Genomic DNA, 23,779 nt, shown 5'->3' with positions numbered 1-23,779 from the left:
CTCATTCCTCCCACAACTGGACGGTTTTCAGGATGTCGCGGCGGTTGGCTTTCTTGGCGCCGAACATGTTGGTGTCGGAACTGCCGCTGCACCCGCTGCCGAAACTGAAGCCGCAACCAGAACGCTCGGCGAAGGCATCGCTCATGGCGTCTTCACGGTGGGCGCTCGGTACAACAAAGCGGTCTTCGTAGTTGGCGATCGCCAGGTAGCGATACATCTCCTCGACCTGGGCCACGCTCAGGCCGACATCCGCCAGCACTTGCAGGTCCTGAACACCGTCGACTTGCTCGGAACGTTTGTAGGCGCGCATCGCCAGCAAGCGTTTAAGCGCACGCTTGACCGGTTTTTCATCGCCCGCCGTCAGCAGGTTGGCCAGGTACTTCAGTGGAATACGCAGGCTGTCGACGTCCGGGATCACCCCGTTCATACCGACGGTGCCAGCGGTGGCGGCGTTCTGGATCGGCGACAGCGGCGGTACGTACCAAACCATCGGCAAGGTGCGGTATTCCGGGTGCAGCGGCAGTGCCAGTTTCCAGTCCACGGCCATTTTGTAGACCGGCGAACGCTGGGCCGAGTCGATCACCGACTGCGGCACGCCATCGGCCAAGGCCTGACGAATCACCGCCGGGTCATTTGGATCGAGGAAGATCTCCAGTTGTTTTTCGTACAGGTCCTGCTCATTGGCGGTGCTCGCCACTTCGCTGATGCGGTCGGCGTCATACAGCAACACACCGAGGTAGCGAATGCGCCCGACGCAGGTTTCTGCGCAAACGGTCGGCATCCCGGCTTCGATACGCGGGTAGCAGAAGATGCATTTCTCGGACTTACCGCTCTTCCAGTTGAAATAGATCTTTTTGTACGGGCAACCGCTGATGCACATCCGCCAGCCACGGCATTTCTCCTGGTCGATCAGGACAATCCCGTCTTCTTCACGCTTGTAGATCGCCCCGCTCGGGCAAGCCGCTGCGCACGTCGGGTTGAGGCAGTGCTCGCACAGGCGCGGCAAATACATCATGAAGGTGTTTTCGTACTCGCCATAAATGTCCGCCTGGATCTTGTCGAAGTTCTTGTCCTTGCGACGCTTGGCGAATTCGGTGCCGAGGATTTCTTCCCAGTTCGGGCCCCACTCGATTTTCTCCATGCGCTTGCCGGAGATCAGCGAACGCGGGCGCGCGGTGGGCTGATGCTCGCCCAGTGGTGCGGTGTGCAGGTGCTGGTAATCGAAGTCGAACGGCTCGTAGTAGTCGTCGAGGCTCGGCAGGTCCGGGTTGGCGAAAATGTTCGCCAACACGCGGAATTTACCTCCGATGCGCGGGTTGATCGTGCCGTTGGCATTGCGGATCCAGCCGCCCTTCCACTTGTCCTGGTTTTCCCATTCTTTCGGGTAGCCGATCCCGGGTTTCGATTCGACGTTGTTGAACCACGCGTATTCCATGCCTTCGCGGCTGGTCCAGACGTTTTTGCAGGTGATCGAACAGGTGTGGCAACCGATGCATTTGTCCAGGTTCAGAACCATGCCGATTTGTGAGCGAATCTTCATCTCAGTTCTCCTCAATATCGGTCGGCAGTGGACGCGGCAGATCATCACCGGATGAACCATCGAGCCAGTCGACTTTGGACATTTTGCGCACCACGACAAACTCATCGCGGTTGCAACCGACGGTGCCGTAATAGTTGAAACCGTAGGCTTGCTGGGCGTAGCCGCCGATCATGTGGGTCGGTTTGAGCACGACTCGGGTGACCGAGTTGTGGTGACCGCCACGGGTCTTGGTGGTTTCCGAGCCGGGCACGTTCACGATCCGTTCCTGGGCGTGGTACATCATCACCATGCCGTCCTTGACCCGTTGGCTGACCACCGCGCGGGCGGTCAATGCACCGTTGATGTTGAAGCACTCGATCCAGTCGTTGTCCTCGATGCCGGCGCTTTTCGCGTCGTTCTCCGAGAGCCAGACAATTGGCCCGCCACGGCTGAGGGTCAGCATCAGCAGGTTGTCGCTGTAGGTGCTGTGGATGCCCCACTTCTGGTGCGGGGTGATCCAGTTCAGGACGATTTCCTTGTGGCCGTTACTGCGCTTGCCTTTCACCCCTTCGATGGTGCGGGTGTTGACCGGCGGCCGATAACTCATCAGTTGCTCGCCGAACGCCTGCATCCACGGGTGATCCTGATAGAACTGCTGGCGACCGGTGATGGTGCGCCATGGGATCCCTTCGTGAACGTTGGTGTAGCCGGCGTTGTAGCTGACGTGATCGTCTTCAAGCCCCGACCAGGTCGGGCTGGAAATGATCTTGCGTGGCTGTGCCTGAATGTCGCGGAAACGAATGGCCTCGTGGGCCTTGGACAGCGCCAGGTGACTGTGGTCGATGCCGGTGAATTCCGACAGCGCGGCCCAGGCCTTGACGGCGACCTGGCCGTTGGTTTCCGGTGCCAGGGACAGAATCACTTCAGCGGCGTCGATGGCCGTGTCGATTTTCGGCCGACCCTGGCTGATACCGGCATCGCCTTCTTTGTGATTGAGTTCACCGAGGAATTTCACTTCGTCTTCGGTGTTCCAGTTGATGCCTTTGCCGCCGTTGCCGTGTTTTTCCAGCAATGGCCCGAGGGACGAGAACTGTTTGTAGATGTTCGGGTAGTCACGCTCCACCACATGCAGGTTCGGTGCGTTCTTGCCCGGCACCGGTGCCACGCCGTCGCTTTTCCAGTCGGTGCCGCCAAACGGTTGGGCCAGTTCGCCGACGCTGTCGTGCATCAGCGGGATGGTCACCAGGTCCTTCTCAACGCCCAGATGCCCTTCGGACATGCTGGAAAACGCCTTGGCGATGCCTTTGTAGATTTCCCAGTCGGAACGCGATTCCCACGCCGGGTCGATGGCGGCCGACAACGGGTGAATGAACGGGTGCATGTCCGAGGTGTTCATGTCGTCTTTTTCGTACCAGGTTGCCGTTGGCAACACGATGTCGGAATAGACGCACGTCGAGGACATACGGAAGTCCAGCGTAGTGACCAGATCAAGCTTGCCGATGGCGCCCTCGTCCACCCATTCGGCTTCTTCGGGTTTGCAGTCGCCGACCTGGCCGATGTCTTCGTTCATCACCCCGTTTTTGGTGCCCAGCAGGTACTTGAGCATGTACTCGTGGCCCTTGCCCGAGGAGCCCAGCAGGTTGGAACGCCAGATGAACATGTTGCGCGGGAAGTTGACCGGGCTGTCCGGCTGTTCGCAGGAGAAGCGCAGCGAACCGTCCTGCAGCGACTTGACCACGTAGTCTTTGGGGTCCATGCCGGCCGCAGCCGCATCACGGCAAATGTGCAAAGGGTTAGTGTTGAGTTGCGGTGCGCTGGGTAACCAGCCGGCGCGTTCGGCGCGGATGTTGTAGTCCAGGGCATGCTCGGGGAATTGTGATTTATCGGCCAGCGGCGAGAGCACGTCGTGCATGCTCATCTTCTCGTGGCGCCACTGCGAACTGTGGGCGTAGAAGAAGCTGGTGCCGTTCATTTGGCGAGGCGGACGGTTCCAGTCCAGGCCGAACGCCAATGGCAGCCAGCCGCATTGCGGACGGAGTTTTTCCTGGCCAACGTAGTGCGCCCAACCGCCACCGGTCTGACCGACACACCCGCAGAGCATGAGCATGTTGATCAGCCCGCGGTAGTTCATGTCCATGTGGTACCAGTGGTTCATCGCCGCGCCGACGATGATCATCGAGCGGCCCTTGGTCTTGTCGGCGTTGTCGGCGAACTCACGGGCAATCTGGATGGCTTTCTCACGGCTGACGCCGGTGATCTGCTCCTGCCACGCCGGGGTGCCAGGCACCGAGGCGTCGTCGTAATCCTTGGCTACGTTTTCACCACCGAGGCCGCGATCGATGGCCAGGTTGGCGGCCGACAGGTCGAACACAGTGGCGACTTTGGCTACGCTGCCGTCCGCCAGCACCACGTTGTGCACCGGCACGCGGCGGTATTGCACAGCATCGCCGGCCACGTGCTGGAAGTGCTCGTGGGACTCGCCGGCAAAATACGGGAACGCCACTTCGGCGACGTCATCGCCGATCAGGCTCAGCTTCAGATCGATCTCACGGCCTTCGCCGCCTTCACGAGGCAGGATGTTCCACTTGCCCTTCTCGCCCCAGCGATAACCGATGGAACCCTGAGGGGACACCAGTTCGCCGCTGACATCGAGGGCGATGGTTTTCCATTCCGGGTTGTTTTCCTGGCCGAGGTTGTCGGTCAGGTCACTGGCGCGCAGGAAGCGGTCCGGCTGATAACCGGCGCCCGGTGCCTTGTCGACCATTTGCTTGAGCAGTACCAGCACCGGCAAATCGGTAAAGCGCTTGGCGTAGTCGGTGAAATAGGCGCTCGGTTTGTCCAGGTGGAATTCTTTGAAGATCACATGGTTGAACGCCTGGGCCAGCGCCGCATCGGTGCCTTGTTTAGGGTTCAGCCACAAGTCGGTGAGCTTGGCGACTTCCGAGTAGTCCGGGGTGATCGCGACGGTCTTGGTGCCCTTGTAACGGACTTCGGTAAAGAAGTGCGCGTCGGGGGTACGGGTCTGCGGGACGTTGGAGCCCCAGGCAATGATGTAGTTGGAGTTGTACCAGTCGGCCGATTCCGGCACGTCGGTCTGCTCGCCCCAAACCATCGGCGAGGCCGGTGGCAAGTCGCAGTACCAGTCATAGAAACTCAGGCAGGCGCCGCCAATCAGCGACAGGTAACGCGAGCCTGCGGCGTAGCTGACCATCGACATGGCCGGGATCGGCGAGAAACCGACGATCCGGTCAGGGCCGTATTGCTTGATCGTATAGACGTTGGCGGCAGCGATGATCTCGTTGACTTCTTCCCAGTTGGAGCGAATGAAGCCACCCATGCCGCGCTTGCTTTTATAGGAGTCGGCCTTGGCCTTGTCCTCGACGATGCTGGCCCAGGCTTCCACCGGCGCCATGGTCTGCCGCGCATCGCGCCAGAGTTTGAGCAACGGCTTGCGGATTTTCGGGTACTTGAGCCGGTTGGCGCTGTAGATGTACCAGCTGTAACTGGCACCACGCGGGCAGCCACGGGGCTCATGGTTCGGCAGATCGTTACGGGTACGCGGGTAGTCGGTCTGCTGGGTTTCCCAGGTGATCAGGCCGTTCTTGACGTAGATCTTCCACGAGCAAGAGCCGGTGCAGTTCACCCCGTGGGTGGAACGCACGATCTTGTCGTACTGCCAGCGCGAACGGTAGACGTTCTCCCAGTCGCGAGACTCTTTGCGGGTCTCGCCATGACCGTCGGAAAACTCGTTTTGCTTGCGATTGAAAAACCGCAATTGATCCAGTAAATGACTCACGGTGTAGTCCTCTCAGGCTTTGTCGCGGAGTCTGTGCCCCGCCCACGCAATGGTTGGATTCGGGTCGTCTCAGCAGGGTGTCGCGGCGCCTTTGCGCGCGTACCACCACCAGGTCACCACGATGCAGCTCAGGTAAAAGCCGACGAACATGTAGAAGGCCATCTCCGGGCCGCCGGTCAGGGCCATCGAAGAACCGAAGGATTTGGGAATGAAGAACGCACCGAAGGCGCCCATGGCCGAACTGAAGCCCAGGACCGCGGCTGACTCTTTGCCGGCATTCTTCAGCGCTTGTTCGCGCACGGCGGGTGGTTTGCCGGCCGAGGCTTTTTCGTGCTGGGTGCGGAAGATCACCGGGATCATGCGGAAGGTGGAGCCGTTGCCGACACCGGTGGTAATGAACAGCAGCATGAACATGCCGAGGAAGCCGTAGAAGTTGCCGCCCGAACCGTTCTGCGGCAGGAAGTGCAACACGCCGAAGACCATCACGATCATCGCCACGAAGTTCCACAAGGTCACTTTCGCGCCGCCGAGCTTGTCCGCCAGCCAGCCGCCCAATGGACGTACCAGCGCACCGACCAACGGGCCGAGGAAGGCGAATTTCAACGCGATGACGTCAGGGAACGAGGTTTTGATCAGCAGCGGAAACGCGGCGGAAAAACCGATGAACGAACCGAAGGTCGCCAGGTACAACCAGCACATCAGCCAGTTGTGTTTGCGTTTGAAGATGACGGCCTGCTCGCTGAACGAAGCGCGGGCACTGGACAGGTCATTCATGCCGAACCAGGCCAGCACCGTCACCAGGACAATGAACGGCACCCAGATGAAACCGGCGTTCTGCAACCACAACTGGCCGCCATCCGGCAGTGCTTGCGGCGAGCCGCCCATGAAGCCGAACACACCGAAGGTAATCACCAGCGGCACACAGAACTGCATCACCGAGACGCCCAGGTTACCCAGCCCGGCGTTGAGGCCAAGGGCCGTGCCCTGCTGCGACTTGGGGTAGAAGAAGCTGATGTTGGACATGCTCGAGGCGAAGTTGCCGCCACCGAAACCGCAGAGCAAGGCAATCAACACGAACACGCTGTAGGAGGTGCTCGGGTCCTGCACGGCGAAGCCCATCCAGATCGAGGGCAGCAACAGCGATGCGGTGCTCAGGGCGGTCCAGCGACGGCCACCGAAGATCGGCACCATAAAGGAATAGAAGACCCGCAAGGTCGCCCCGGACAACCCCGGCAACGCCGCCAGCCAGAACAGCTGGTCAGTGGTGAAGGTGAAACCGATGGCGTTCAAACGCACGATCACCGTGCTCCAGACCATCCACACCGCAAAGGCCAGCAGCAGCGCAGGAATGGAAATCCACAAGTTGCGCGTGGCGGTCTGTTTGCCGCTACTTCCCCAGAATGCTGGGTCCTCGGGGCGCCAGTCATGAATGACCGGGCCTTTGTCAGGCTTTTGCAGAACGGACATGTTCTTCTCCTAAGGCAATGCTGGAAATCGGGGACGGGGTCAGCAGCGGCGCTTTACCCAGCACCGCGCTTTTGCGTATCTCGCTGAAGTACATCCAGGTGAGGGAGACCCAGACCACGCCGTACATCAACATGAAGCAGGAAGAGCGCACGCCGGTGAGGTCCACCAGGGCGCCGAACAGGATTGGCAACACGAAACCGCCCAGGCCACCGGCGAGGCCGACGATGCCGGACACCGCGCCCATGTTTTTCGGGTAGTCGTTGGCGATGTATTTGAAGACCGAGGCCTTGCCGAACGCGAAGGCGATACCCATGACGAACAGCAGCACGGTGAACAGCGCAGGATTGAGGCCGATGTGGAAATCCACCGGGCCGTTGATCGTTTGCACTTGCAGTTGGGTCTGGGGATACGAGAGCAGGAACAGGCAGATCCAGCTGACCCACAACACCCACCAGGTCACGCTTTGCGCACCCCAGCGATCCGATAACCAGCCGCCGACGGCACGCAGCACGCCACCGGGCAGGGAAAAACAGGCCGCCAGCAGCGCCGCGCTTTGCAGGCTGAAACCGTATTCCTGCACGTAGTACTTGGTCATCCACAGCGCGAGGGCAACATAACCACCGAAGACGATCGAGTAGTACTGGCAGTAGCGCCACACCGCCGGGTCCTTCAGCGAGCTCAACTGCTCACGCAAGGTGGCGCCGGTGGCAATGCGGTGGTCCTTGTTTTCGGCGCTGAGGAACCAGAACAACAACGCGGTAATAAACAGGATCGCGCTGAAGACTTTCGGCACCAGCTGCCAGCTACCGGCAGCGATCAGCGCCGGGGCGAGAAACTTGGTCACCGCAGCCCCGGCATTACCGGCGCCGAAGATGCCCATCGCGAAGCCCTGATTCTCCTTGTCGAACCATTTGGCGACGTAGGCAATCCCGACCGAGAACGAGCCGCCGGCCAGGCCGACGAACAAGCCCAGCACCAGGAACTGCCAGTAGGCGGTGGCGTGACTGATCAGGTACAGCGGCGCCACGCAGGCCAGCATCAGCAGGAAGAACACGCTGCGCCCGCCAAAGCGGTCGGTCAGCAGGCCCAGCGGCAACCGCACCAGCGAGCCGGTCAGGACCGGGGTCGCGGCCAGCAGGCCGAACTGGGTTTCGTTGAGCTGGAGAAGGTCCTTGATCGGTACACCGAGCACGGCAAACATCATCCAGACCATGAAACAGACAGTGAAGGCCAGCGTGCTCATGCCCAGCACCAAGCCTTGTCGTACACGCGGTGGGTTCACAAATGCTCTCCAATCAATTAGCCATGGCGGCAGACTAGAGAGGCCAACCCCGCAAAAACTTGATCCATGTCAACGAAGGCCTAGGGGGCATAGGCCTATGCTTGTGCGGTCTACCTCTAAGGAGGTAGTACAGGGAAACCCTGAAACCGTTGGTTTATCAGCGTCTTAAGGTTTTCCGCCAAGGTTTTTGCTGACAAGGATCAGTCGACAACTCTTTAGAGGTAGCGCGCCCGGGATCGGCGGCAAAACCCATCCTGGAGCTGCAGATGCTCGGTTTTCCTGATTTTTTCCCGGACCTGCGCTGATGGTGCGCTGGTTGCGCAGCTCCCTGCCCGCTCGCGCCGGGCTGGCGGTGATCCTGATCGCCGTGCTCGCCCTCGCCAGTTCGTTGAGCGCCGGACTGATCGCCTGGTTCAGCCAGGGCGATGCGGCCGCCATCAACACCGCGGGCTCGGTGCGCATGGAGACTTACCACCTGAGCTGGAAACTGGCCGCGGGTGCAACCGGCGAAGAAATCATCGCCATCAGCGACAGCCTGCAAACCCGCCTCAACAGCCAGTCACTCAAGGCAGTGCTGGAAGATGGCCCGACCGCCGCGCTGCAAATCAGCTACGGGCAAATTCAGCAACACTGGAACGAGGATTTGCGCCCGGCACTGGAGCGCGGCGATGCCGCCTATTTTCAAGTCCAGGCCCTGCCCTTCATTGAACAACTGAACCAGTTCGTCAACCTGTTGCAGCGCCAAAGCGAACAGAAGCAAGGCTGGCAACAGGTGATCCAGGGGCTGGCCCTGTTCACCACTATGATTATCCTGCTGCTGGGGCTCTACGAACTTCAGTGCGGCGTGGTCACGCCCTTGAAAGAGTTGGTGGATGCGACCCAGCGCTTCCGTCGCGGCGATTTCAAGGTGCGGGTCAATCATCAGTCCCAGGACGAACTGGGCCAGTTGGCCATGAGTTTCAACGCCATGGCCGAGACGATCGAAGATTCGCATCGCACCCTTGAGAGTCAGGTCCAGCAAAAAACCCTGAACCTGCAACAAGCCAATGCCGCCCTTGAGCTGCTGTACCAAAGCAGCCGAAGCCTGGCCACACGCCTGGCCAATGCCGAAGGGCTGGATGAGTTGATCCGGCGTTTCCAGCAACGCCTGCCCGGCTTGCGCCTGTCGCTGTGCCTGCAAGGACAAATGCAGGCACCCGCCCAGCAGTTGCTCGCCCTCCACGGCGCGAACATCCGCGAAGTCTGCGCCAGCAGCGATTGCGCCACGTGTCAGAAGCACCATAAAGCCAGTCCCCAAACGTTCAGCATCAGCAATCAGGGCAGTGAACTGGGTGAACTCAAGGCGCACTTTGTCGACGGACATCCGACGCAAGCCTGGGAAACCCAACTGATCCAGGCCCTGGCCAACCTGATTGGCACCTCACTGTCGCTCAAGCGTCAACGGGAACAGGATCATCGCCTGCTGCTGCTCGACGAACGCACGATCATCGCCCGCGAGCTGCACGATTCACTGGCCCAGGCCCTGTCCTACATGAAGCTGCAAGTCAGCCGCCTGCAGACCCTGATGCGTCGTGGCGAACCGGTCGAAACCCTGGAAAACGTCACCGCCGAACTGCGCGAAGGGCTGAACAATGCCTACCGCCAGTTACGCGAGTTGCTGACCACTTTTCGCTTGCAGATTCACGATGCGGGACTGGTGCAGGAACTCAAGGACACCGCCGAGGAGTTCTCCCGTCGCGGGGAATTCCAGGTGCACCTGCACGTCGATGCGCTGGCCTTTCAGTTATCGGCCAGCGAGCAAATCCACATCTTGCAGATTACCCGCGAGGCGCTCTCCAACTGCCTGCGCCACGCCCATGCGCAAAACGCCTGGCTGCAACTGCGTCAGGACGGTGAAACCGTCAGGCTCATCGTCGAAGACGACGGGCGCGGCTTCAGCGGCAACGTCGACCAACGCGAACACCACGGCCTGAAAATCATGGATGAGCGGGCCCGCAGCTTGCGCGGTCAACTCGAAATAGTCTCCAGGGAGCCGCAAGGCACCCGCGTCCAAATGGAATTCCAACCGGAGTTTCTCGGGCAGCAAACAGAAGGTAGCGTCACATGAACACCTCCCTGCAACACACCATCCTGCTGGTCGACGACCACCCGATGATGCGTCACGGCATCCGCCAGATGCTCGAACTCGAAGATGATTTCCTGATCGTCGGTGAAGCCAACAACGGTGAAGAAGCACTCAGTCTGATCGAACCGCTGCAACCGGATCTGGTGTTGCTCGATAACAACATGCCGCTAATGAATGGCATTGAAACCCTGCGCCAATTACGGGCGATGCACTACACCGGCAAGGTGCTGCTGTTCACGGTCTCGGATGCCGAAGACGATATTCGTGACGCACTGCGTCTGGATGCCGACGGCTATCTGCTCAAGGACATGGAACCCGAGCTGTTGATTCAGTACATACGCAATGCCTTGAACGGCGAATTGGTGATCAGCCCGGGGCTGACCCAAGTCATGGCCCAGGCACTGCGCTCACCGCAGCGCCAGACCGTGGTGGAACTGACCGAGCGTGAACGCCAGGTGCTGAAAACCATCGCCAGCGGCTTCAGCAACAAAGTCATCGGGCACAAGCTGGGCATCACCGAAGGGACGGTCAAGGTTCACGTGAAAAACCTGCTGCACAAACTCGGTTTGCGCTCGCGGGTCGAGGCGGCGGTATGGGCCATGGAGCATCTGCGCAACGCTGGCTGACGGGCATGCCTCCTTGGAGGTAGGCCGGCAGAGGCATATTTCATTCGCCTCTTGCTCTCTACTATGACCGTCAGCGGAGGTACGCCATGCTGACCCACCCTTCCATCGTTTTAACGTTGCGTCGTCATCATCTGTTCAGCCAGTTGCCGGAGAAAATCTTCGAGGAAGTCTGCGGCCTGGCGATGCTCAAGCGCCTGGCCTGTCACAACACACTCATGCACCAAGGGGACCCGGCCAAGCGCTTTTTCCTGCTGGTCAGTGGCCAGATCAAGTTGTACCGGCTTACCGGCGAAGGTCAGGAAAACCTGGTGGAGATCATTCAGCCCGGGCAGACCTTTGCCGAAGCCTTGCTGTTCAGCCAGGCCCGTCTCTACCCGGTGAGCGCCACGGCGCTGAAGGACAGCGTGCTGGTGAGTATCGAGGGCAGCCATTACCGCAACGCCCTCGAAGACCAGCCGAAAGTTTGCCTGGCGATCCTGGCGAGTATGAGTGTGCACCTGCACCTGCGTCTGCGGGACATCGACACCTTGACCATGGCCAGCGCGAGCCGGCGGGTGATCAACTTCCTGTTCCAGGAACGCAACCCGGTCAGCGGTTTGATTGTCTTGCAGGTGTCCAAACGCCTGGTCGCCTCGAAGTTGGGTATCCAGCCAGAAACCTTTTCGCGGATCTTGCACCGCCTGGTGGACAGCGGCCTGATCGCGATGGAACGGCGCAACATCAGCATCCTCGCCGAAGAGGATCTCGCGGCCTTCCAATAAACGGAATTGACCGCCGTCAATGCGCAATGCCACCGGCCTTGCACACTGAAGAAGTCCATCCATGGAGAACGCTCATGTCCCGTTCAACCTTGCCTCTGATTTACTCCTGCTCAGGCTGCTCCAACGTCGCCCAACTGGCCAACACCCTGGCCGTGCGGCTGGATCGCAGTGGCCTGGCTGAAATGTCCTGCATCGTCGGGGTCGGCGGGCATGTGGCGGCGTTGGTCAACAAGGCACGCTCGGGACGGCGGATTTTTGCGCTGGATGGTTGCCCGCTGCAATGTGTTGAAAATTGCCTGAAGCAGCATGGTCTGCATGCTGATGTGCATTTGATTCTTAGCCATTATGGGTTGCGCAAGCGTTATGGCGAGGATTGCACGGAGGCTCAGGGGGATGAGTTGTTTGAAGGAATCAGGCAGTTAATTGCCAGTGATGCTCGGCAGAATCACGCCTCTGAACTGATGGTTTGAGGGCAACGCAGATCAAATGTGGGAGCGGGCTTGCTCGCGAAGGCGTCTTTTGGCTCAGTACATATCCATTTCTGCGGTAACGGCTGCTATTGGTTTCGCTTTTACAGCGAGTCACTTTCGAAAAGCGCGAAAGTAACCAAAGCGCTCATGCCCCTGTCGTTCGGTGCCTCGCCTAGGCTCGGCATGCCCTCGCTCCGGTCCTGCTCCGTGGGCCCGCCGCCATCGGCCATCCATGGCCGGGGGCGGCTAACCCGGCATCCATGCCGGGTTGCCCACTGCGCAGAACCTCCACTCGGCCTCTCGAGGCGGCGAGTACCGCAAAAGCATCGCGAGGCGGCCTACCGGCCGGCCTGTCTCTTCAAGCGTACGCATTCTCCTGTGGGAGCGAGCCTGCTCGCGATGAGGTCCTGTCAGTCGACATCAATGTTGAAGGTAAGTCCGCCTTCGCGAGCAGGCTCGCTCCCACAGTTGGATTTTTGGCGGGCATGACATAGGTGTCCACCGCCGATGACCTTGACAGACATCAGGTCGGCTATCAGGCCGCCTGGGTTTGGCTTTTGATCTTGAAGCGCGAGGCGGCCTACCGGCCGGCCTGTCTCTTCAAGCGTACGCATTTCCCCTGTGGGAGCGAGCCTGCTCGCGATGAGGTCCTGTCAGTCGACATCAATGTTGAATGTAAGTCCGCCTTCGCGAGCAGGCTCGCTCCCACAGTTGGATTTTTGGCGGGCATGACATAGGTGTCCACCGCCGATGACCTTGACAGACATCAGGTCGGCTATCAGGCCGCCTCGCTCTGGCTTTTGATCTTGATCTTGATCTGCCCCGTCGGAAGGCCGAGCGCAGGTTCTGCGCAGTGGGCACCGCGGCAAGGATGCCGCGGTAGCCGCCCCCGGCCATGGATGGCCGATGGCGGCGGGCCCACGGAGCAGGACCGGAGCGAGGGTATGCCGAGCCTAGGCGAGGCACCGTACGTCAGGGGCAAGAGCGTTTGGTTACTTGGCGCTTTTCCAAGTGACTCGCTGTAAAAGCGAAACCAATAGAAGCCATTACCGCAGAAATGGATATGTACTCCAACCAAAAAAACAGCTCGACTAACCGGCCGCCAACCCCTTCCCTGCCCGCTCCAGATTGCGCCACAACCATACAGGCAGAACATCAGGATCAAGACTGTCGATCAAATTCTTCAGCGCCAACCCCAACTCCGTATCCCCCTCAATCACCAAACGCCTGCGAAAGAACAACGTATCCGGATCCTCCTGACGGCTCGCCAACAATAAAAACTCTCGCCAGTTACCGCTGATCGTCACATGCGCCGTGGCATGTTCGGCAATTCGCAACCCTTGACGGGTCAGCGTCAGATACCAGGACAACCCCAAATCCGGAATCCGCAAGCACAACCAACGCCCACGCAACACTTCAAACTCGCCATCACGCAACGGCTCGGCAAGGCAACGATTCAGCGCCTGCTGCAACGCCAGACGCTGCACCGCAAAGGGTACCCGGCGCACCAGCGGCAACAACCGGTCGGCACCTTTCAACAACCACTTTTTACGATTCAACACAGTCCGACCTCCTCGACGCGCAACATCCCGGCCTGGCCATGCCAGTAACCGTTGCAACCGTCGACAAACAGCGGCGGCGTCTCGCCCAGACGAACCCGTTGATAGGCAGCAATAACCTCGGCCATGCCCTGAGCGCGAGGGCTCAGACGCAACAAATCGGCGCCACAAGCCACCAACCCGGTGTAATCCGCCAGCAAGTTGGTCACCTCAGCCGACATCGTTTGAATACCGTTAATGGTGAACAGTGCCTGCCCTTCCTGACTGGTCAACGGCAGGCCGTCGGGGTAGTTAAGACAGCAAAACCGGCAGTCATCCTTGGGCAAGTTTTCCGCCCGAGCGGTGAAACAGCGTGCGGAATAAGCCAACGGCAAATGCCCATAGGCAAAGATCTCGACTTCCGGCACCTCACGGCCCAGTTCACGCACCTGATCGAGCACATCGCCAATCAGCGCCGCCGAGCATTCCACCGGCGGCACCCAACGGGTCATCCCGCAGTCCAGCAGTTGCGCCAGCGTATGACCGTTGTACAAATTCAGTGCCGGGCCGCCCACGAACGGCAACTTGCGCTCGGCCAAAAACTGCACCGCCCCCATGTCGTTGGCCTCCACCAGCAATTGGCCGTTGTCGCAGAGCCGGCGCAGGCTGGAAAGTTCGGAGGCCGCTTCGATCAGCGTCAGGCTGGAGATCACCAACTGTGCCTGGCTGCATTCCTGCAACTCGCGCCCCAGCCCCAGCCATTGATCCAGTGAAAAGGCCCGGCGTTTCGAACACACGGTTTCCCCCAGATAAATCACATCCAGGGGCAAGGCCGACATCTCGGCGTAAAAGTTGCTGAGTTGCTCTTTGTCCCAATAAAACAGGACCGGTCCAAGGCTGAGCTTCATGTCGCCTCCCTCATTGCCATGATCGATGATAAGCACCCAGGGTGGTCTGGCTGCCTTCGGACAAACCGGCCAGCACCCGACGCCATTCTTCCTTGACCCGAAAACTGCCCGGCGAGCCACGATGGGCATCCAGTGCCGCGCGCCAGACACGGGTGACCTGTTCGACATAGGCCGGACTGCGTTGCCTGCCCTCGATTTTGACCGCCTCAACGCCGATGGCCGTCAATTCCGGTAGCAAGTCCAGGGTGTCGAGGCTGGTGGGTTCTTCCAGCGCATGAAAGCGTTTACCGCCGACCAGGAAACGGCCTTTGCACAGGGTCGGGTAACCGGCGGGTTCGTCAGGTGTGTAGCGGTCGATCAGCACTTCACTGAGCCGTGCGCTCAAGCCGTCGGCGTCGTCGCTCCAGCGCACTGCTTTGGCCGGCGAACAGACGCCACAGAGGTTCGGCGACTCGCCGGTGATGTAGGACGACAGATGGCAACGCCCTTCGGCCATGATGCACAAGCTGCCGAAGCCAAACACTTCGATGGGCACCGGGCTGCTCGCGGCGACCTGACGCACTTGCGCCAACGACAACACCCGCGGCAGCACCGCGCGACGAATCCCGTAGCGTTGCGCATAAAACTCCAACGCCGCGGCATGGGTCGCCGAGCCCTGGACCGACAGGTGCAACGCCAATTGCGGATGCCGCTGGCTGGCGTAGTTGAGTACCCCGGGATCGGCGGCGATCAACGCATCCACGCCGAAATCGGCGGCGCGATCGACCGCCCGCTGCCAGCGTTCCCAGCCCTTGGGTTGAGGGTAGGTGTTGACCGCGACGTAGAGTTTGCGTTGATGCTGGCGGATGTGGGCGACCGCTGCGTCGAACTGTTTGTCGTCCATGTTCAGCCCCGCGAAATGCCGGGCATTGGTGTCATCGCGAAAACCGACATAAACGGCATCGGCGCCTTCGCGCACCGCCGCTTTCAGCGCAGGCAGGTTGCCTGCCGGGCAGACCAGTTGCATGGGTAATCCTCATGGAAAAACGCGCTGCCAGTCTAGCGAGACCGGCAGGCAGAGCCTTGACGGCAATCAATTGCCATCAATGCATCAGGTCGGCGAAGGACAGGAACATCACGTTGTCGTGCTTGAGCACTTGCTGCTCGCACTCGATCACCGCCAGCCCGTCGGCCCAACACGCGGCAGTCAACATCGCCGAGCTTTGCTGAGGGTGCAGCTCCACACTCAACTGGCCGTCAGCACCCGGGGTCAGCCGTGCCCGCAGGTACTGCCGACGCTTGTTGCGCTGCAACCAGTCGAACCCGGCGGGCACGGCCATTGGCACCGGCAACACGTCTTTCACGCCTTGAGCCCTGAGCAGGAACGGACGCACCACCACCAACGCGGTAATCAGCGCCGCCGAAGGATTGCCCGGCATGCCGATCCAGGGTTTGCCGGCCACTTCGCCGAAGGCCAGCGGTTTACCCGGCTGAATGGCCAGCCGCCAGAAGTCCAGGCTGCCGAGTTCCTCGATGGCCTGTTTGAGGTGATCTTCCTCGCCGACCGAGACGCCACCGGAACTCAACAACAGGTCGCATTCCGAAGAGGCCAGGCTCAAGGCATGTCGGCTGGCCGCCAACTCATCGGCCATCACGCCGTAGTCATGCACCTCGACGCCCCAACCACTCAACAACGCTGCGAGGCAGTAGCGATTGCTGTTGTAAATCTGCCCGGGCGCCAATGGATCGCCCGGCTCACGCAGTTCATTGCCGCTGCTGAGCAAACACACCTGCAACGGGCGGTAGACCTCGACCCGCGCAATGCCAGCGCCAGCCAGCAACCCCACTTCCTGCGCACGCAGGCGTTTACCGGCCTGGAGCAACAGGTCTCCCCGGCGAACCTCCTCACCTTCCTTGCGCACGTGATCGCCGGCGTTTACGGGCGGAAACCAGACGCGCTCGCCCTCGATCCGGCAGCGCTCCTGCGGCACCACGGTGTCGGCACCCGGCGGCAATGGCGCGCCGGTAAAGATCTGCACTGCCTGCTGCGCGAGCAACGGCGAGCACGCCTGATCACCCGCCGCAATTCGTCCGCCAATCAACAAACAGCCGCCGTCCAGTGGCAGGTCAGCGGCCCTGAGGGCATAACCGTCCATGGCACTGTTGTCCCAGGCCGGCAGGTTGACAGGGGAATGAATGTCCGCCGCCAGCACCCGCCCCAAGGCTTGATCCAGTCCGATCTTTTGCGCCAGGGGCGGCGGCGGTGCCTGATCCAGCAGACGGCTGATGGCCTCGTCTACCGGCATCAGGTGGCCGAGGTCGCACACCCGGCCAGTCATGAGCGTGTCTCGCAGGCGTCGATGACCCGCTGTGCTTGCGGTTTCAAATGCGGGGCGAAATTGCACGGGCCGGTGCGGCTGTCCAATTGTTCGAGCAGGATCTGGTTCCAGGCAGTTCGACACGCGCCCGGCGAACCCGGAACGCAGCACACCAGCACGCCGTTGCTCATCCCGGCCAATGCCCGGGATTGCAGGCTGGACATGCCGATCTCCGCCAGGGACACCTGACGGAACAATTCACCGAAGCCTTCCACGTGTTTGTCCAGCAATGGCAAAACCGCTTGCGGAGTGTTGTCGCGCGCGGTGAAACCGGTGCCGCCGGTCATCAGTATCACTTGAACCTGAGGGTCGGCAATCCAGTGAGAGACCTTGGCGCGGATCTGATAAATGTCGTCCTTGACCAGGTCACGGTCGATCAACACATGCCCGGCCGTTTGCAGTAAATCTGTCAGGGTCTGCCCCGAGGTGTCAGTGTCAAAGGTGCGCGTATCGCTGATGGTCAGCACGGCAATGTTCAGGGGTTCAAACGTGCGTTGCGCCAGATGGACCATATCCAAGCCTTCCCGTGTATGAGGGTATGGGATAAAGCCTGAACCGGAATTAGCAGTGAGCCTATTCCTCCAAGGAGGTACCTCGTCAGGGACATAAGAATATTGTGTTAGGCACACAAAACCTGTGGGAGCGAGCTTGCTCGCGATATCGGTTTGTCAGGCAACATTGATGTCGACTGATCCACCGCTATCGCGAGCAGGCTCGCTCCCACATTGTTCTCTATCGCTGCGCGTTCTGCGGTCTCAAGGCGCCAGGCGATTTCGTTGCCATACGCCGTCACACAACCGGTAATCGAGACGGTCATGCAAGCGGTCGGCACGTCCCTGCCAGAACTCCAGACGCTCAGGGTGCAGGCAGTAGCCGCCCCAATGTTCGGGCCGCGGCACGGTCTTGCCGGCAAAACGTTGGGTGGTTTGTAGCAACAGCGATTCAAGCTCGGCCCGATTGGCCAGCGGTCGGCTTTGCGGTGAAGCCCAGGCGCCCAGGCGGCTGTCTTGTGAGCGGGAATCGTAGTACGCATCCGACAGCGTCGGATCGAGCCTGGTGACCTGGCCTTCGATACGCACCTGACGCTCCAGCCCCGGCCAGAAAAAGGTCATGGCGGCATTCGGGTTAGCGGCCAGTTGCTGACCCTTGTCACTCTGGTAATTGCCGAAAAAGGTGAAGCCTTCATCGCTCAAGCCCTTGAGCAGCAGGACCCGGCAGTGTGGGCGACCGTCACTGTCGACCGTCGCCAACACCATGCTGTTGGCTTCGACAGGCGCGCGCTCGGTGTCGCGGGCCAGTTGCATCCATTGCCGGAACATCGCCATCGGGTCGTCCAGTGCCGACTCGTCTTGCAGGCCAAACAGGGTGTAGTTGCGGCGCATCTGTGCCAGGGAAAGGGGCATGACGGTGATCTCCAAAAAGGTTCTGCCCAGTGTGCAAGACACAGCGCAACAGCACCTTGATCACCATCAACCTTATTTGAGACGCAGACGCCGAGCCAGTTTGTGCAGGTTGCTGGGATCGACTTCCAGAATCCGCGCAGCGCTGGCCCAGTTCTCCCCGGACAGGCTCAAGGCCTGGAGAATTTTCTTGCGCTGGTAATCGTCGACCGCTTCACCCAAAGGCTGGAACGGCTCATCAGCCATAACGTCCAGGGGACTTTCGACGACCGCGCCCTGCCCGCCCATGGCACTGTCGAGGTCCAGAATCTCCGGCTCCAGGGTCATGATCAGGGTACGACTGGTGCCGCGACTGAGCTGCTTCAATGCGGCTCGACTGATCACATGCTCCAGCTCGCGCACGTTGCCCGGCCAGCTGTACGTCAACAGCGCCCGCTCGGCCGCCGGCGACAGACGCAAACCGCGCAGACCGAGCCGCGCCCGATTGAGCTCAAGGAAATGCCCGGCCAGCATCAATACATCATTACCTCGCTCGCGCAGCGGCGGAATCGGCACCGGGTACACCGAGAGCCGGTGATACAGATCGGCCCGAAACAGGCCGTCGCGGATGCTGTCCGGCAGGTGCCGGTTGGTCGCGGCAATGATGCGCACATCGACATGCAACGGCTTGTCGGCGCCGAGGCGCTGGATCTCGCCGTTCTGCAGGGTGCGCAGCAACTTCGCTTGCACGGCCAATGGCAATTCACCGACTTCGTCGAGAAACAGCGTGCCACCGTTGGCGGCATCGAAACGTCCGGCACGGTCACTGGTGGCGCCGGAAAACGCGCCTTTGACATGGCCGAACAATTCACTCTCTGCCAGAGACTCCGGCAAGGCGGCGCAGTTGACCTGCACCAGCGGCTTATGACTGCGGCGCGACAGACGATGCAAGCGCCTTGCGAACAGTTCTTTGCCGACGCCGGTCTCGCCCAACAACAACACCGGCAGCTCGGAATCGGCCAGTACGTCCAGTTCATTGAGTAACTGATGCAGCACCTCGCTCTGCCCGAGGATTTCGCCTTCATCAGCCGGCCGCCGCACGTCTTGAATATCGCTGCGGGACAAGCGCAGGCTGCGGTTTTCCTGCTCAAGTCGGGTGACTCGCACGGCAGCTTCGATCTGCAAGGTGCAGCGCTTGAGTTCTTCGCGCGCACGGCTGTCGAAGGTCCCGGCATGCAGCGCATCAAGGGTGATCGCGCCCCAGATCCGCCCCTCCACATACAGGCTCACGCCCATGCAGTCGTGCACCGGCATCGGTTCGCCAGCGTGATTGTCGAGCAAGCCGTCATAAGGATCCGGCAGGCGACTGTCGGACTCGAACCAGGTGGGTTCGCGCGACGCCATGATCGCCGCCAGGCGCGGATGCTGGGCGATGACAAACCGGCGCCCCAACGCTTCATGCACCAGCCCCACCGTCGCAACCGGCCTCAGACTGTCGTCATCCAGACGCAGCAAACCCACGGCGCCACTGTTGAAGTACTCGCGCAGGGTCTGGACCAATCGTTGCAACCGCACAGCATTGGGCAACTCGACAATCAGGTCGGCCGCCAGGCTTTCACGCAGCATGGTAGTTTTTACCCTCTATGGTTGGATTCACCCTAAAGCGTCCGGGTGTCTATCACCACAACTAAAAATTAAGCCATATTTTTCAATACGTTAAATATGGCATGCCGGATGCAATGAGCCTGGGGAACCGTTGAAATCCAAACAAGGAACCCCTGATGAGCCTGACTCTATTGGAACAAAGCCTCGGCCAACTGGCCTGCGACATTCCCGGCGCCACGCGGATTTTTCACACCTTCAAACTGGACTTCTGTTGTGGCGGGCATAAAAGTCTGCGTGAAGCGGCCGCTGGCAAAGACCTCGATCCGGCCCTGATTGCCGATGCGCTGCACCGGCTGCAAGACACCGGCGAAACCCAACACGACTGGCGCAACGAACCTTCGGAACTGTTGATCGCCCACCTTCTGGCGCGCTACCACGCCCGTCACCGCGAGCAACTGCCGGAACTGATCCGCCTGGCCCGTCGCGTTGAGCAGGTCCATGGTGCGCGCAGTAGTTGCCCTAACGGCCTGGCCGATCTGCTGACCGACATGCAACAAGAACTCGAAGGCCACATGCTCAAGGAAGAACAAGTGCTCTTCCCGATGCTGCAACAGGGCATCGGACCTCAGGCCGCGCCGCCGATCCAGGTGCTGCGCTTTGAACATGATCAACATGGCGAAGCATTGGAGAGGCTGCTCGCGCTGACCAACAACATCACCCCGCCGGCCGATGCCTGTAACACCTGGCGTGCCCTTTATCGTGGGCTGCTGGAGTTTCGTGATGACCTGATGCAACACATCCATCTGGAAAACAACGTGTTGTTTGTTAATGCCTTGAACCGTCGTCATTGATCGATTGCCGCTCACACCCAACCCGCGCCAGCCCACCGGTTGACGCGGGTTTTGTCTGTCAGGGACGGCGGGCGATCAACCGTGCCAATAGAACATCGCCTTGGCCAGGATCACGATCAACACCATGTGCCCGAGGATGCTGCGGCGAATCCAGCTGGCGCGGGTCGCGGTCAGTCGTGCGCTTTTCAGCCAATACGCCAGCAGGAAGTAATGGCCGATGATGCTCAGGGCCAGGACGATCTTCAGGCTCAGCAACGTGCCAAAACTGCTGGCCAGCGGCTGACTCAATACGCCACGGTGCTGCCACGCCAGGCTGATGCCGGCGCCATACAACAGCAACACCACGCCATGCAGCACCTTGCGCGAGCGCACTGCAATCGCTTGATCTGCGGTCGTTTGCGCGGTATCCGCCAACTGCTGGCGGGCGCGGTGCCAGATCACCACCTCAAAAAACAGCGTGCCGATGAAGGCAATCGCCGCCAGCAAGTGGGTGACCAGTAAAAAGGGATATAACACCGGCAGCCTCCATCAGTTCACGTGGTTAGCCCGGATGACCGTCCACCCGGGCCCGGAGCAGCATCGGCCCATAACGCCAGGCGTACAGCGCAAACGCCAGCGCCCAGCACAGACCGGCCAGCCACAACGCAGGCAGGGGAAAGAACAGGATCAACACGACCCGGCTCAGACAGGCCAGGTTGAGCAAAATGAACGCCAACGTCATGCCCGATGGCGGCTCCAGCGCGCGGCCGGTATGCCCCAGGCTGACCCGGGCGATCATCGCCAGCACCAGGCCGCCCATGGCGCCAATCGTCAGGCAATGCACCGCCAGACTCGGGTTGATCGGCACACCGAAATGCCACAGCGCCATTGCGAGACAGGCCACCGCCAACCAGGCATACGCCAGGTACAACGACCACAGCAACGGCACACGCCAGAGGGCGCGATCATGCCAGCGAACCAGACGCACCAGATGCCCTGCGGCCAACACGGCGAACAACAGGCCGACCCAGAGAGTGGGCTCAAGTGCTGGTCCGGCGGCATACAACAACGCCACGAGAGGAGAGCCAATCAGCAGCAACCAATCCAACCAAGGCCAAGGGGTAACGCCCTCGACCTTGCCGAGACCGCGCTGTATGAAGAACGGAATGACCCGCCCGCCGATCAACCCCATCATTGCCGCCACCAGCCAGAGGCCGGTCAGCACGCCTTGACGCTGCCAGCCTTCATGACCTTCGACCAGACCGTACAGGGACAATCCGTCGGCCGCCGCTAACAACAACAGCACCACCGCAATCGGGTAGTTACGTTTCTGCCGCACCTTCCACAAGGTGAAACCCATGAGCGCGGCCACCGCCAGCGGGAACGCCAATTCCAGCACCGCGAGCACCGGCCACGGTGCATTGACCAGCCAGGCCACGCGCGCCAACAACCACAGCAACGCCAGCGCGGCCAGGGGTCGCCCGCTGAGACCGGGACGACCGGTCCAGGTCTGCACGGCCGTCAGCAGAAAGCCCGCAATGATCGCCAAGCCGAACCCGAACAGCAATTCGTGTCGATGCCAGCCCAGCCAGCCACCCGCCGGCTGCCAGCCGGAAAGCGCACCACTGAAGGCGGCCAGCCAGAGCGGAATGGCCAGCACTGCCAGAAGGCAGCCGGCGAGGAAAAATGGCCGGAAGGCCAAACGTAACAGCGGCGCGATGGCCATCGCTTTACGGCGGTCGAGCACTTGCATAAAGCCACTCCTTTACCTTGCTACATGGGGCAATCATCGGGTATTGGCGATCAATTGCCTTTGTCGCAGATCAAGTGTGCAAGGGGCGTGCCCCGATGCTCATTCGAACCCCGTGGTGAGAGGACTTGCCCCCTGTGGGAGCGGCTCAGGGTACAAATGACCATTTAAGGGTTATTTAAACCATATTTGTTGTGGTCTTTTGTACCCTTACCTCTGACAACTCCCGTAAACAAAGGCTTACGAGCATGGCCCGCGTCTTGCTCAAGCTTTCAGCAATCAAAGAAACCTTGATCCTTCTCGATCCCCAGGAGTCGTCATGAAAAAAGTCATCCAGCCACTGGCCTGGTTTGTGGTGTTGACCTCGGTTCTGGCGTTGGCCAGCGGCGTCTCGCTGGGCCTCGTTTGACTTGATCGCCACCCCCTCCTCAATCTTCAGGATGAATTCTTATGGTGCTTCATCGCGTCCATCACCAGATTCTGCGCAGTCATCACTTGTTCGAGCCGTTGAACGAAGAACAGCTGGATGAATTGATGAGTACCAGCCACTTGCTGAGCATCGACAAAGGCGAACCGTTGTTCCGCCAGGGCGAGCCGGCAGACTCGTTCTATTTCGTGATTGCCGGGGCGGTGAAAATCTACCGACTGACACCGGATGGGCAGGAGAAAGTGTTTGAGGTGATCGGCGATCGGCAAACCTTCGCCGAGGCGATGATGCTGATGGACACCCCGAACTATGTGGCCTCGGCCGAAGCGATCTGCCCGACTCAGCTCTATCGGTTATCCAACAACACCTACATGCGCCTGCTGCAGAGCAATAGCCGACTGACCTTTGCGCTGCTCGGCAAGCTCTGCGTTCGCCTGCATCAACGGGTCAACGAAATCGAAACCCTGTCCCTGAAAAACGCCACCCACCGGGTCGTGCGTTATCTGCTGACGCAACTGGTGCGCCAGCAAACCGTTGACAGCCAATTCGAACTGCCAATGGCCAAGCAACTGATTGCCGGGCATCTGTCGATCCAGCCGGAAACCTTTTCGCGGATCATCCGTCGCCTGATCGATGAAAAAATCATCACCCAGGACGGCCGCCAGATCGCCATTCTCGATCGTCTGCGCCTGGAACAGTTCGAGTGAGTGCCATGCCCGTCTGTCTGTATTGCCAACACGCCAACCCCGCACAAGAAACCGAATGCCGCCAATGCGGCATGCCCCTGCCGGCATTGGCTGCACAGGCGGGGGAACGCCGGCTGCGCCAATTCATGTGGTTCTGCATCGGCCTGACGATCTTCTGCGTGACGATGTTTTTCTGGCTGCCACGCAGCATCTCCTGAAGCCCCCACCTATCCCCTGTAGCAGCTGCCGAGCC

Annotated in this window: 20 protein-coding genes; 7 read left to right on the top strand and 13 right to left on the bottom strand. The window is 60.4% G+C overall.

Going from position 1 to position 23,779, the window contains the following annotated elements; genetic code table 11:
* Position 1: 1 nt before the first annotated feature.
* The 4 genes from narH to AC3IUE_RS14765 form a co-directional block, all read right to left on the bottom strand.
* On the bottom strand, positions 2 to 1,540 hold the full coding sequence (gene narH, locus AC3IUE_RS14780) for a nitrate reductase subunit beta (RefSeq protein ID WP_046047388.1): 1,539 nt from the start codon (positions 1,538 to 1,540) through the stop codon (positions 2 to 4).
* Position 1,541: 1 nt separating this feature from the next.
* The gene (locus AC3IUE_RS14775; RefSeq protein WP_461998236.1) at positions 1,542 to 5,315 is read right to left on the bottom strand and encodes a nitrate reductase subunit alpha; all 3,774 of its coding nucleotides are present in this window, start codon (positions 5,313 to 5,315) and stop codon (positions 1,542 to 1,544) included.
* Positions 5,316 to 5,384: 69 nt separating this feature from the next.
* On the bottom strand, positions 5,385 to 6,782 hold the full coding sequence (locus AC3IUE_RS14770; RefSeq protein WP_056739478.1) for a NarK family nitrate/nitrite MFS transporter: 1,398 nt from the start codon (positions 6,780 to 6,782) through the stop codon (positions 5,385 to 5,387).
* Positions 6,760 to 8,064, bottom strand: coding sequence for an MFS transporter (locus tag AC3IUE_RS14765; protein WP_461998234.1), 1,305 nt, complete (start codon positions 8,062 to 8,064; stop codon positions 6,760 to 6,762). The genes AC3IUE_RS14770 and AC3IUE_RS14765 overlap by 23 nt, the downstream gene beginning before the upstream one ends.
* Positions 8,065 to 8,368: 304 nt before the next feature.
* On the opposite strand from AC3IUE_RS14765, the gene AC3IUE_RS14760 reads away from it, so the two are divergent.
* The 4 genes from AC3IUE_RS14760 to AC3IUE_RS14745 all read left to right on the top strand — a co-directional run bounded on the left by AC3IUE_RS14760 (position 8,369) and on the right by AC3IUE_RS14745 (position 12,046).
* A complete protein-coding gene (locus tag AC3IUE_RS14760) occupies positions 8,369 to 10,171 on the top strand; it encodes a HAMP domain-containing protein (RefSeq protein WP_489268375.1) in 1,803 nt (600 codons plus the stop codon).
* Positions 10,168 to 10,815 carry a two-component system response regulator NarL gene (narL, locus tag AC3IUE_RS14755; protein ID WP_461998232.1) on the top strand — a complete coding sequence of 216 codons (648 nt, stop codon included), beginning with the start codon at positions 10,168 to 10,170 and terminating at the stop codon, positions 10,813 to 10,815. The genes AC3IUE_RS14760 and narL overlap by 4 nt, the downstream gene beginning before the upstream one ends.
* Before the next feature lie 86 nt (positions 10,816 to 10,901).
* Positions 10,902 to 11,576: a Crp/Fnr family transcriptional regulator gene (locus AC3IUE_RS14750; RefSeq protein WP_489268373.1), complete on the top strand. Its 675-nt coding sequence runs from the start codon at positions 10,902 to 10,904 to the stop codon at positions 11,574 to 11,576.
* Positions 11,577 to 11,650: 74 nt separating this feature from the next.
* Positions 11,651 to 12,046 (top strand): putative zinc-binding protein, encoded by a 396-nt coding sequence (locus AC3IUE_RS14745; RefSeq protein WP_461959586.1) that lies wholly within the window; start codon positions 11,651 to 11,653, stop codon positions 12,044 to 12,046.
* A gap of 1,091 nt (positions 12,047 to 13,137) precedes the next feature.
* Here AC3IUE_RS14745 and ubiT read toward each other — a convergent pair.
* The 7 genes from ubiT to norR all read right to left on the bottom strand — a co-directional run bounded on the left by ubiT (position 13,138) and on the right by norR (position 19,854).
* Positions 13,138 to 13,608: a ubiquinone anaerobic biosynthesis accessory factor UbiT gene (ubiT, locus tag AC3IUE_RS14740; RefSeq protein ID WP_046046528.1), complete on the bottom strand. Its 471-nt coding sequence runs from the start codon at positions 13,606 to 13,608 to the stop codon at positions 13,138 to 13,140.
* A complete protein-coding gene (locus tag AC3IUE_RS14735; protein WP_095133606.1) occupies positions 13,602 to 14,492 on the bottom strand; it encodes a U32 family peptidase in 891 nt (296 codons plus the stop codon). The genes ubiT and AC3IUE_RS14735 overlap by 7 nt, the downstream gene beginning before the upstream one ends.
* A 10-nt stretch (positions 14,493 to 14,502) precedes the next feature.
* Entirely contained in the window at positions 14,503 to 15,498 is a 996-nt protein-coding gene (ubiU, locus tag AC3IUE_RS14730) for a ubiquinone anaerobic biosynthesis protein UbiU (protein ID WP_033059066.1), read from the bottom strand.
* 76 nt (positions 15,499 to 15,574) lie between these two features.
* Positions 15,575 to 16,810 carry a molybdopterin molybdotransferase MoeA gene (locus AC3IUE_RS14725; RefSeq protein WP_489268369.1) on the bottom strand — a complete coding sequence of 412 codons (1,236 nt, stop codon included), beginning with the start codon at positions 16,808 to 16,810 and terminating at the stop codon, positions 15,575 to 15,577.
* Complete coding sequence (gene moaB, locus AC3IUE_RS14720) at positions 16,807 to 17,361, bottom strand: molybdenum cofactor biosynthesis protein B (protein ID WP_489268367.1); 555 nt, start codon at positions 17,359 to 17,361, stop codon at positions 16,807 to 16,809. The genes AC3IUE_RS14725 and moaB overlap by 4 nt, the downstream gene beginning before the upstream one ends.
* A gap of 243 nt (positions 17,362 to 17,604) precedes the next feature.
* Positions 17,605 to 18,252: a pyridoxamine 5'-phosphate oxidase gene (gene pdxH / locus AC3IUE_RS14715; RefSeq protein WP_489268365.1), complete on the bottom strand. Its 648-nt coding sequence runs from the start codon at positions 18,250 to 18,252 to the stop codon at positions 17,605 to 17,607.
* Positions 18,253 to 18,324: 72 nt separating this feature from the next.
* Positions 18,325 to 19,854: a nitric oxide reductase transcriptional regulator NorR gene (gene norR / locus AC3IUE_RS14710; RefSeq protein WP_489268363.1), complete on the bottom strand. Its 1,530-nt coding sequence runs from the start codon at positions 19,852 to 19,854 to the stop codon at positions 18,325 to 18,327.
* Positions 19,855 to 20,009: 155 nt separating this feature from the next.
* On the opposite strand from norR, the gene ytfE reads away from it, so the two are divergent.
* Positions 20,010 to 20,684 carry an iron-sulfur cluster repair protein YtfE gene (gene ytfE / locus AC3IUE_RS14705; RefSeq protein WP_056739463.1) on the top strand — a complete coding sequence of 225 codons (675 nt, stop codon included), beginning with the start codon at positions 20,010 to 20,012 and terminating at the stop codon, positions 20,682 to 20,684.
* 75 nt (positions 20,685 to 20,759) lie between these two features.
* On the opposite strand, the gene AC3IUE_RS14700 is transcribed toward ytfE, so the two are convergent.
* Both AC3IUE_RS14700 and AC3IUE_RS14695 read right to left on the bottom strand, forming a co-directional pair.
* Positions 20,760 to 21,200, bottom strand: a complete 441-nt coding sequence (locus tag AC3IUE_RS14700; protein ID WP_056739461.1) for a CopD family copper resistance protein — start codon at positions 21,198 to 21,200, stop codon at positions 20,760 to 20,762.
* 25 nt (positions 21,201 to 21,225) lie between these two features.
* Complete coding sequence (locus AC3IUE_RS14695; RefSeq protein WP_489268360.1) at positions 21,226 to 22,416, bottom strand: NnrS family protein; 1,191 nt, start codon at positions 22,414 to 22,416, stop codon at positions 21,226 to 21,228.
* 447 nt (positions 22,417 to 22,863) lie between these two features.
* Between AC3IUE_RS14695 and AC3IUE_RS14690 the strand changes: the two genes are divergently transcribed.
* Both AC3IUE_RS14690 and AC3IUE_RS14685 read left to right on the top strand, forming a co-directional pair.
* Complete coding sequence (locus AC3IUE_RS14690) at positions 22,864 to 23,547, top strand: Crp/Fnr family transcriptional regulator (protein ID WP_046046537.1); 684 nt, start codon at positions 22,864 to 22,866, stop codon at positions 23,545 to 23,547.
* A complete protein-coding gene (locus tag AC3IUE_RS14685) occupies positions 23,544 to 23,744 on the top strand; it encodes a protein DnrP (RefSeq protein WP_218536985.1) in 201 nt (66 codons plus the stop codon). The genes AC3IUE_RS14690 and AC3IUE_RS14685 overlap by 4 nt, the downstream gene beginning before the upstream one ends.
* Positions 23,745 to 23,779 lie beyond the last annotated feature (35 nt).

The sequence above is a fragment of the Pseudomonas sp. GL_093 genome (assembly GCF_057837605.1).
The sequence above is the reverse complement of the archived record's forward strand: the minus strand, read 5'-3'. Positions and strand labels throughout refer to the sequence as shown.

Excerpts from the sequence above, each read along its gene's own strand:
- narH (WP_046047388.1), bottom strand. The coding sequence starts at position 1,540 with ATGAAGATTCGCTCACAAATCGGCATGGTTCTGAACCTGGACAAATGC.
- AC3IUE_RS14770 (WP_056739478.1), bottom strand. The coding sequence starts at position 6,782 with ATGTCCGTTCTGCAAAAGCCTGACAAAGGCCCGGTCATTCATGACTGG.
- AC3IUE_RS14760 (WP_489268375.1), top strand. The coding sequence starts at position 8,369 with ATGGTGCGCTGGTTGCGCAGCTCCCTGCCCGCTCGCGCCGGGCTGGCG.
- narL (WP_461998232.1), top strand. The coding sequence starts at position 10,168 with ATGAACACCTCCCTGCAACACACCATCCTGCTGGTCGACGACCACCCG.
- AC3IUE_RS14750 (WP_489268373.1), top strand. The coding sequence starts at position 10,902 with ATGCTGACCCACCCTTCCATCGTTTTAACGTTGCGTCGTCATCATCTG.
- AC3IUE_RS14745 (WP_461959586.1), top strand. The coding sequence starts at position 11,651 with ATGTCCCGTTCAACCTTGCCTCTGATTTACTCCTGCTCAGGCTGCTCC.
- AC3IUE_RS14735 (WP_095133606.1), bottom strand. The coding sequence starts at position 14,492 with ATGAAGCTCAGCCTTGGACCGGTCCTGTTTTATTGGGACAAAGAGCAA.
- ubiU (WP_033059066.1), bottom strand. The coding sequence starts at position 15,498 with ATGCAACTGGTCTGCCCGGCAGGCAACCTGCCTGCGCTGAAAGCGGCG.
- AC3IUE_RS14725 (WP_489268369.1), bottom strand. The coding sequence starts at position 16,810 with ATGACTGGCCGGGTGTGCGACCTCGGCCACCTGATGCCGGTAGACGAG.
- moaB (WP_489268367.1), bottom strand. The coding sequence starts at position 17,361 with ATGGTCCATCTGGCGCAACGCACGTTTGAACCCCTGAACATTGCCGTG.
- pdxH (WP_489268365.1), bottom strand. The coding sequence starts at position 18,252 with ATGCCCCTTTCCCTGGCACAGATGCGCCGCAACTACACCCTGTTTGGC.
- norR (WP_489268363.1), bottom strand. The coding sequence starts at position 19,854 with ATGCTGCGTGAAAGCCTGGCGGCCGACCTGATTGTCGAGTTGCCCAAT.
- ytfE (WP_056739463.1), top strand. The coding sequence starts at position 20,010 with ATGAGCCTGACTCTATTGGAACAAAGCCTCGGCCAACTGGCCTGCGAC.
- AC3IUE_RS14695 (WP_489268360.1), bottom strand. The coding sequence starts at position 22,416 with ATGCAAGTGCTCGACCGCCGTAAAGCGATGGCCATCGCGCCGCTGTTA.
- AC3IUE_RS14690 (WP_046046537.1), top strand. The coding sequence starts at position 22,864 with ATGGTGCTTCATCGCGTCCATCACCAGATTCTGCGCAGTCATCACTTG.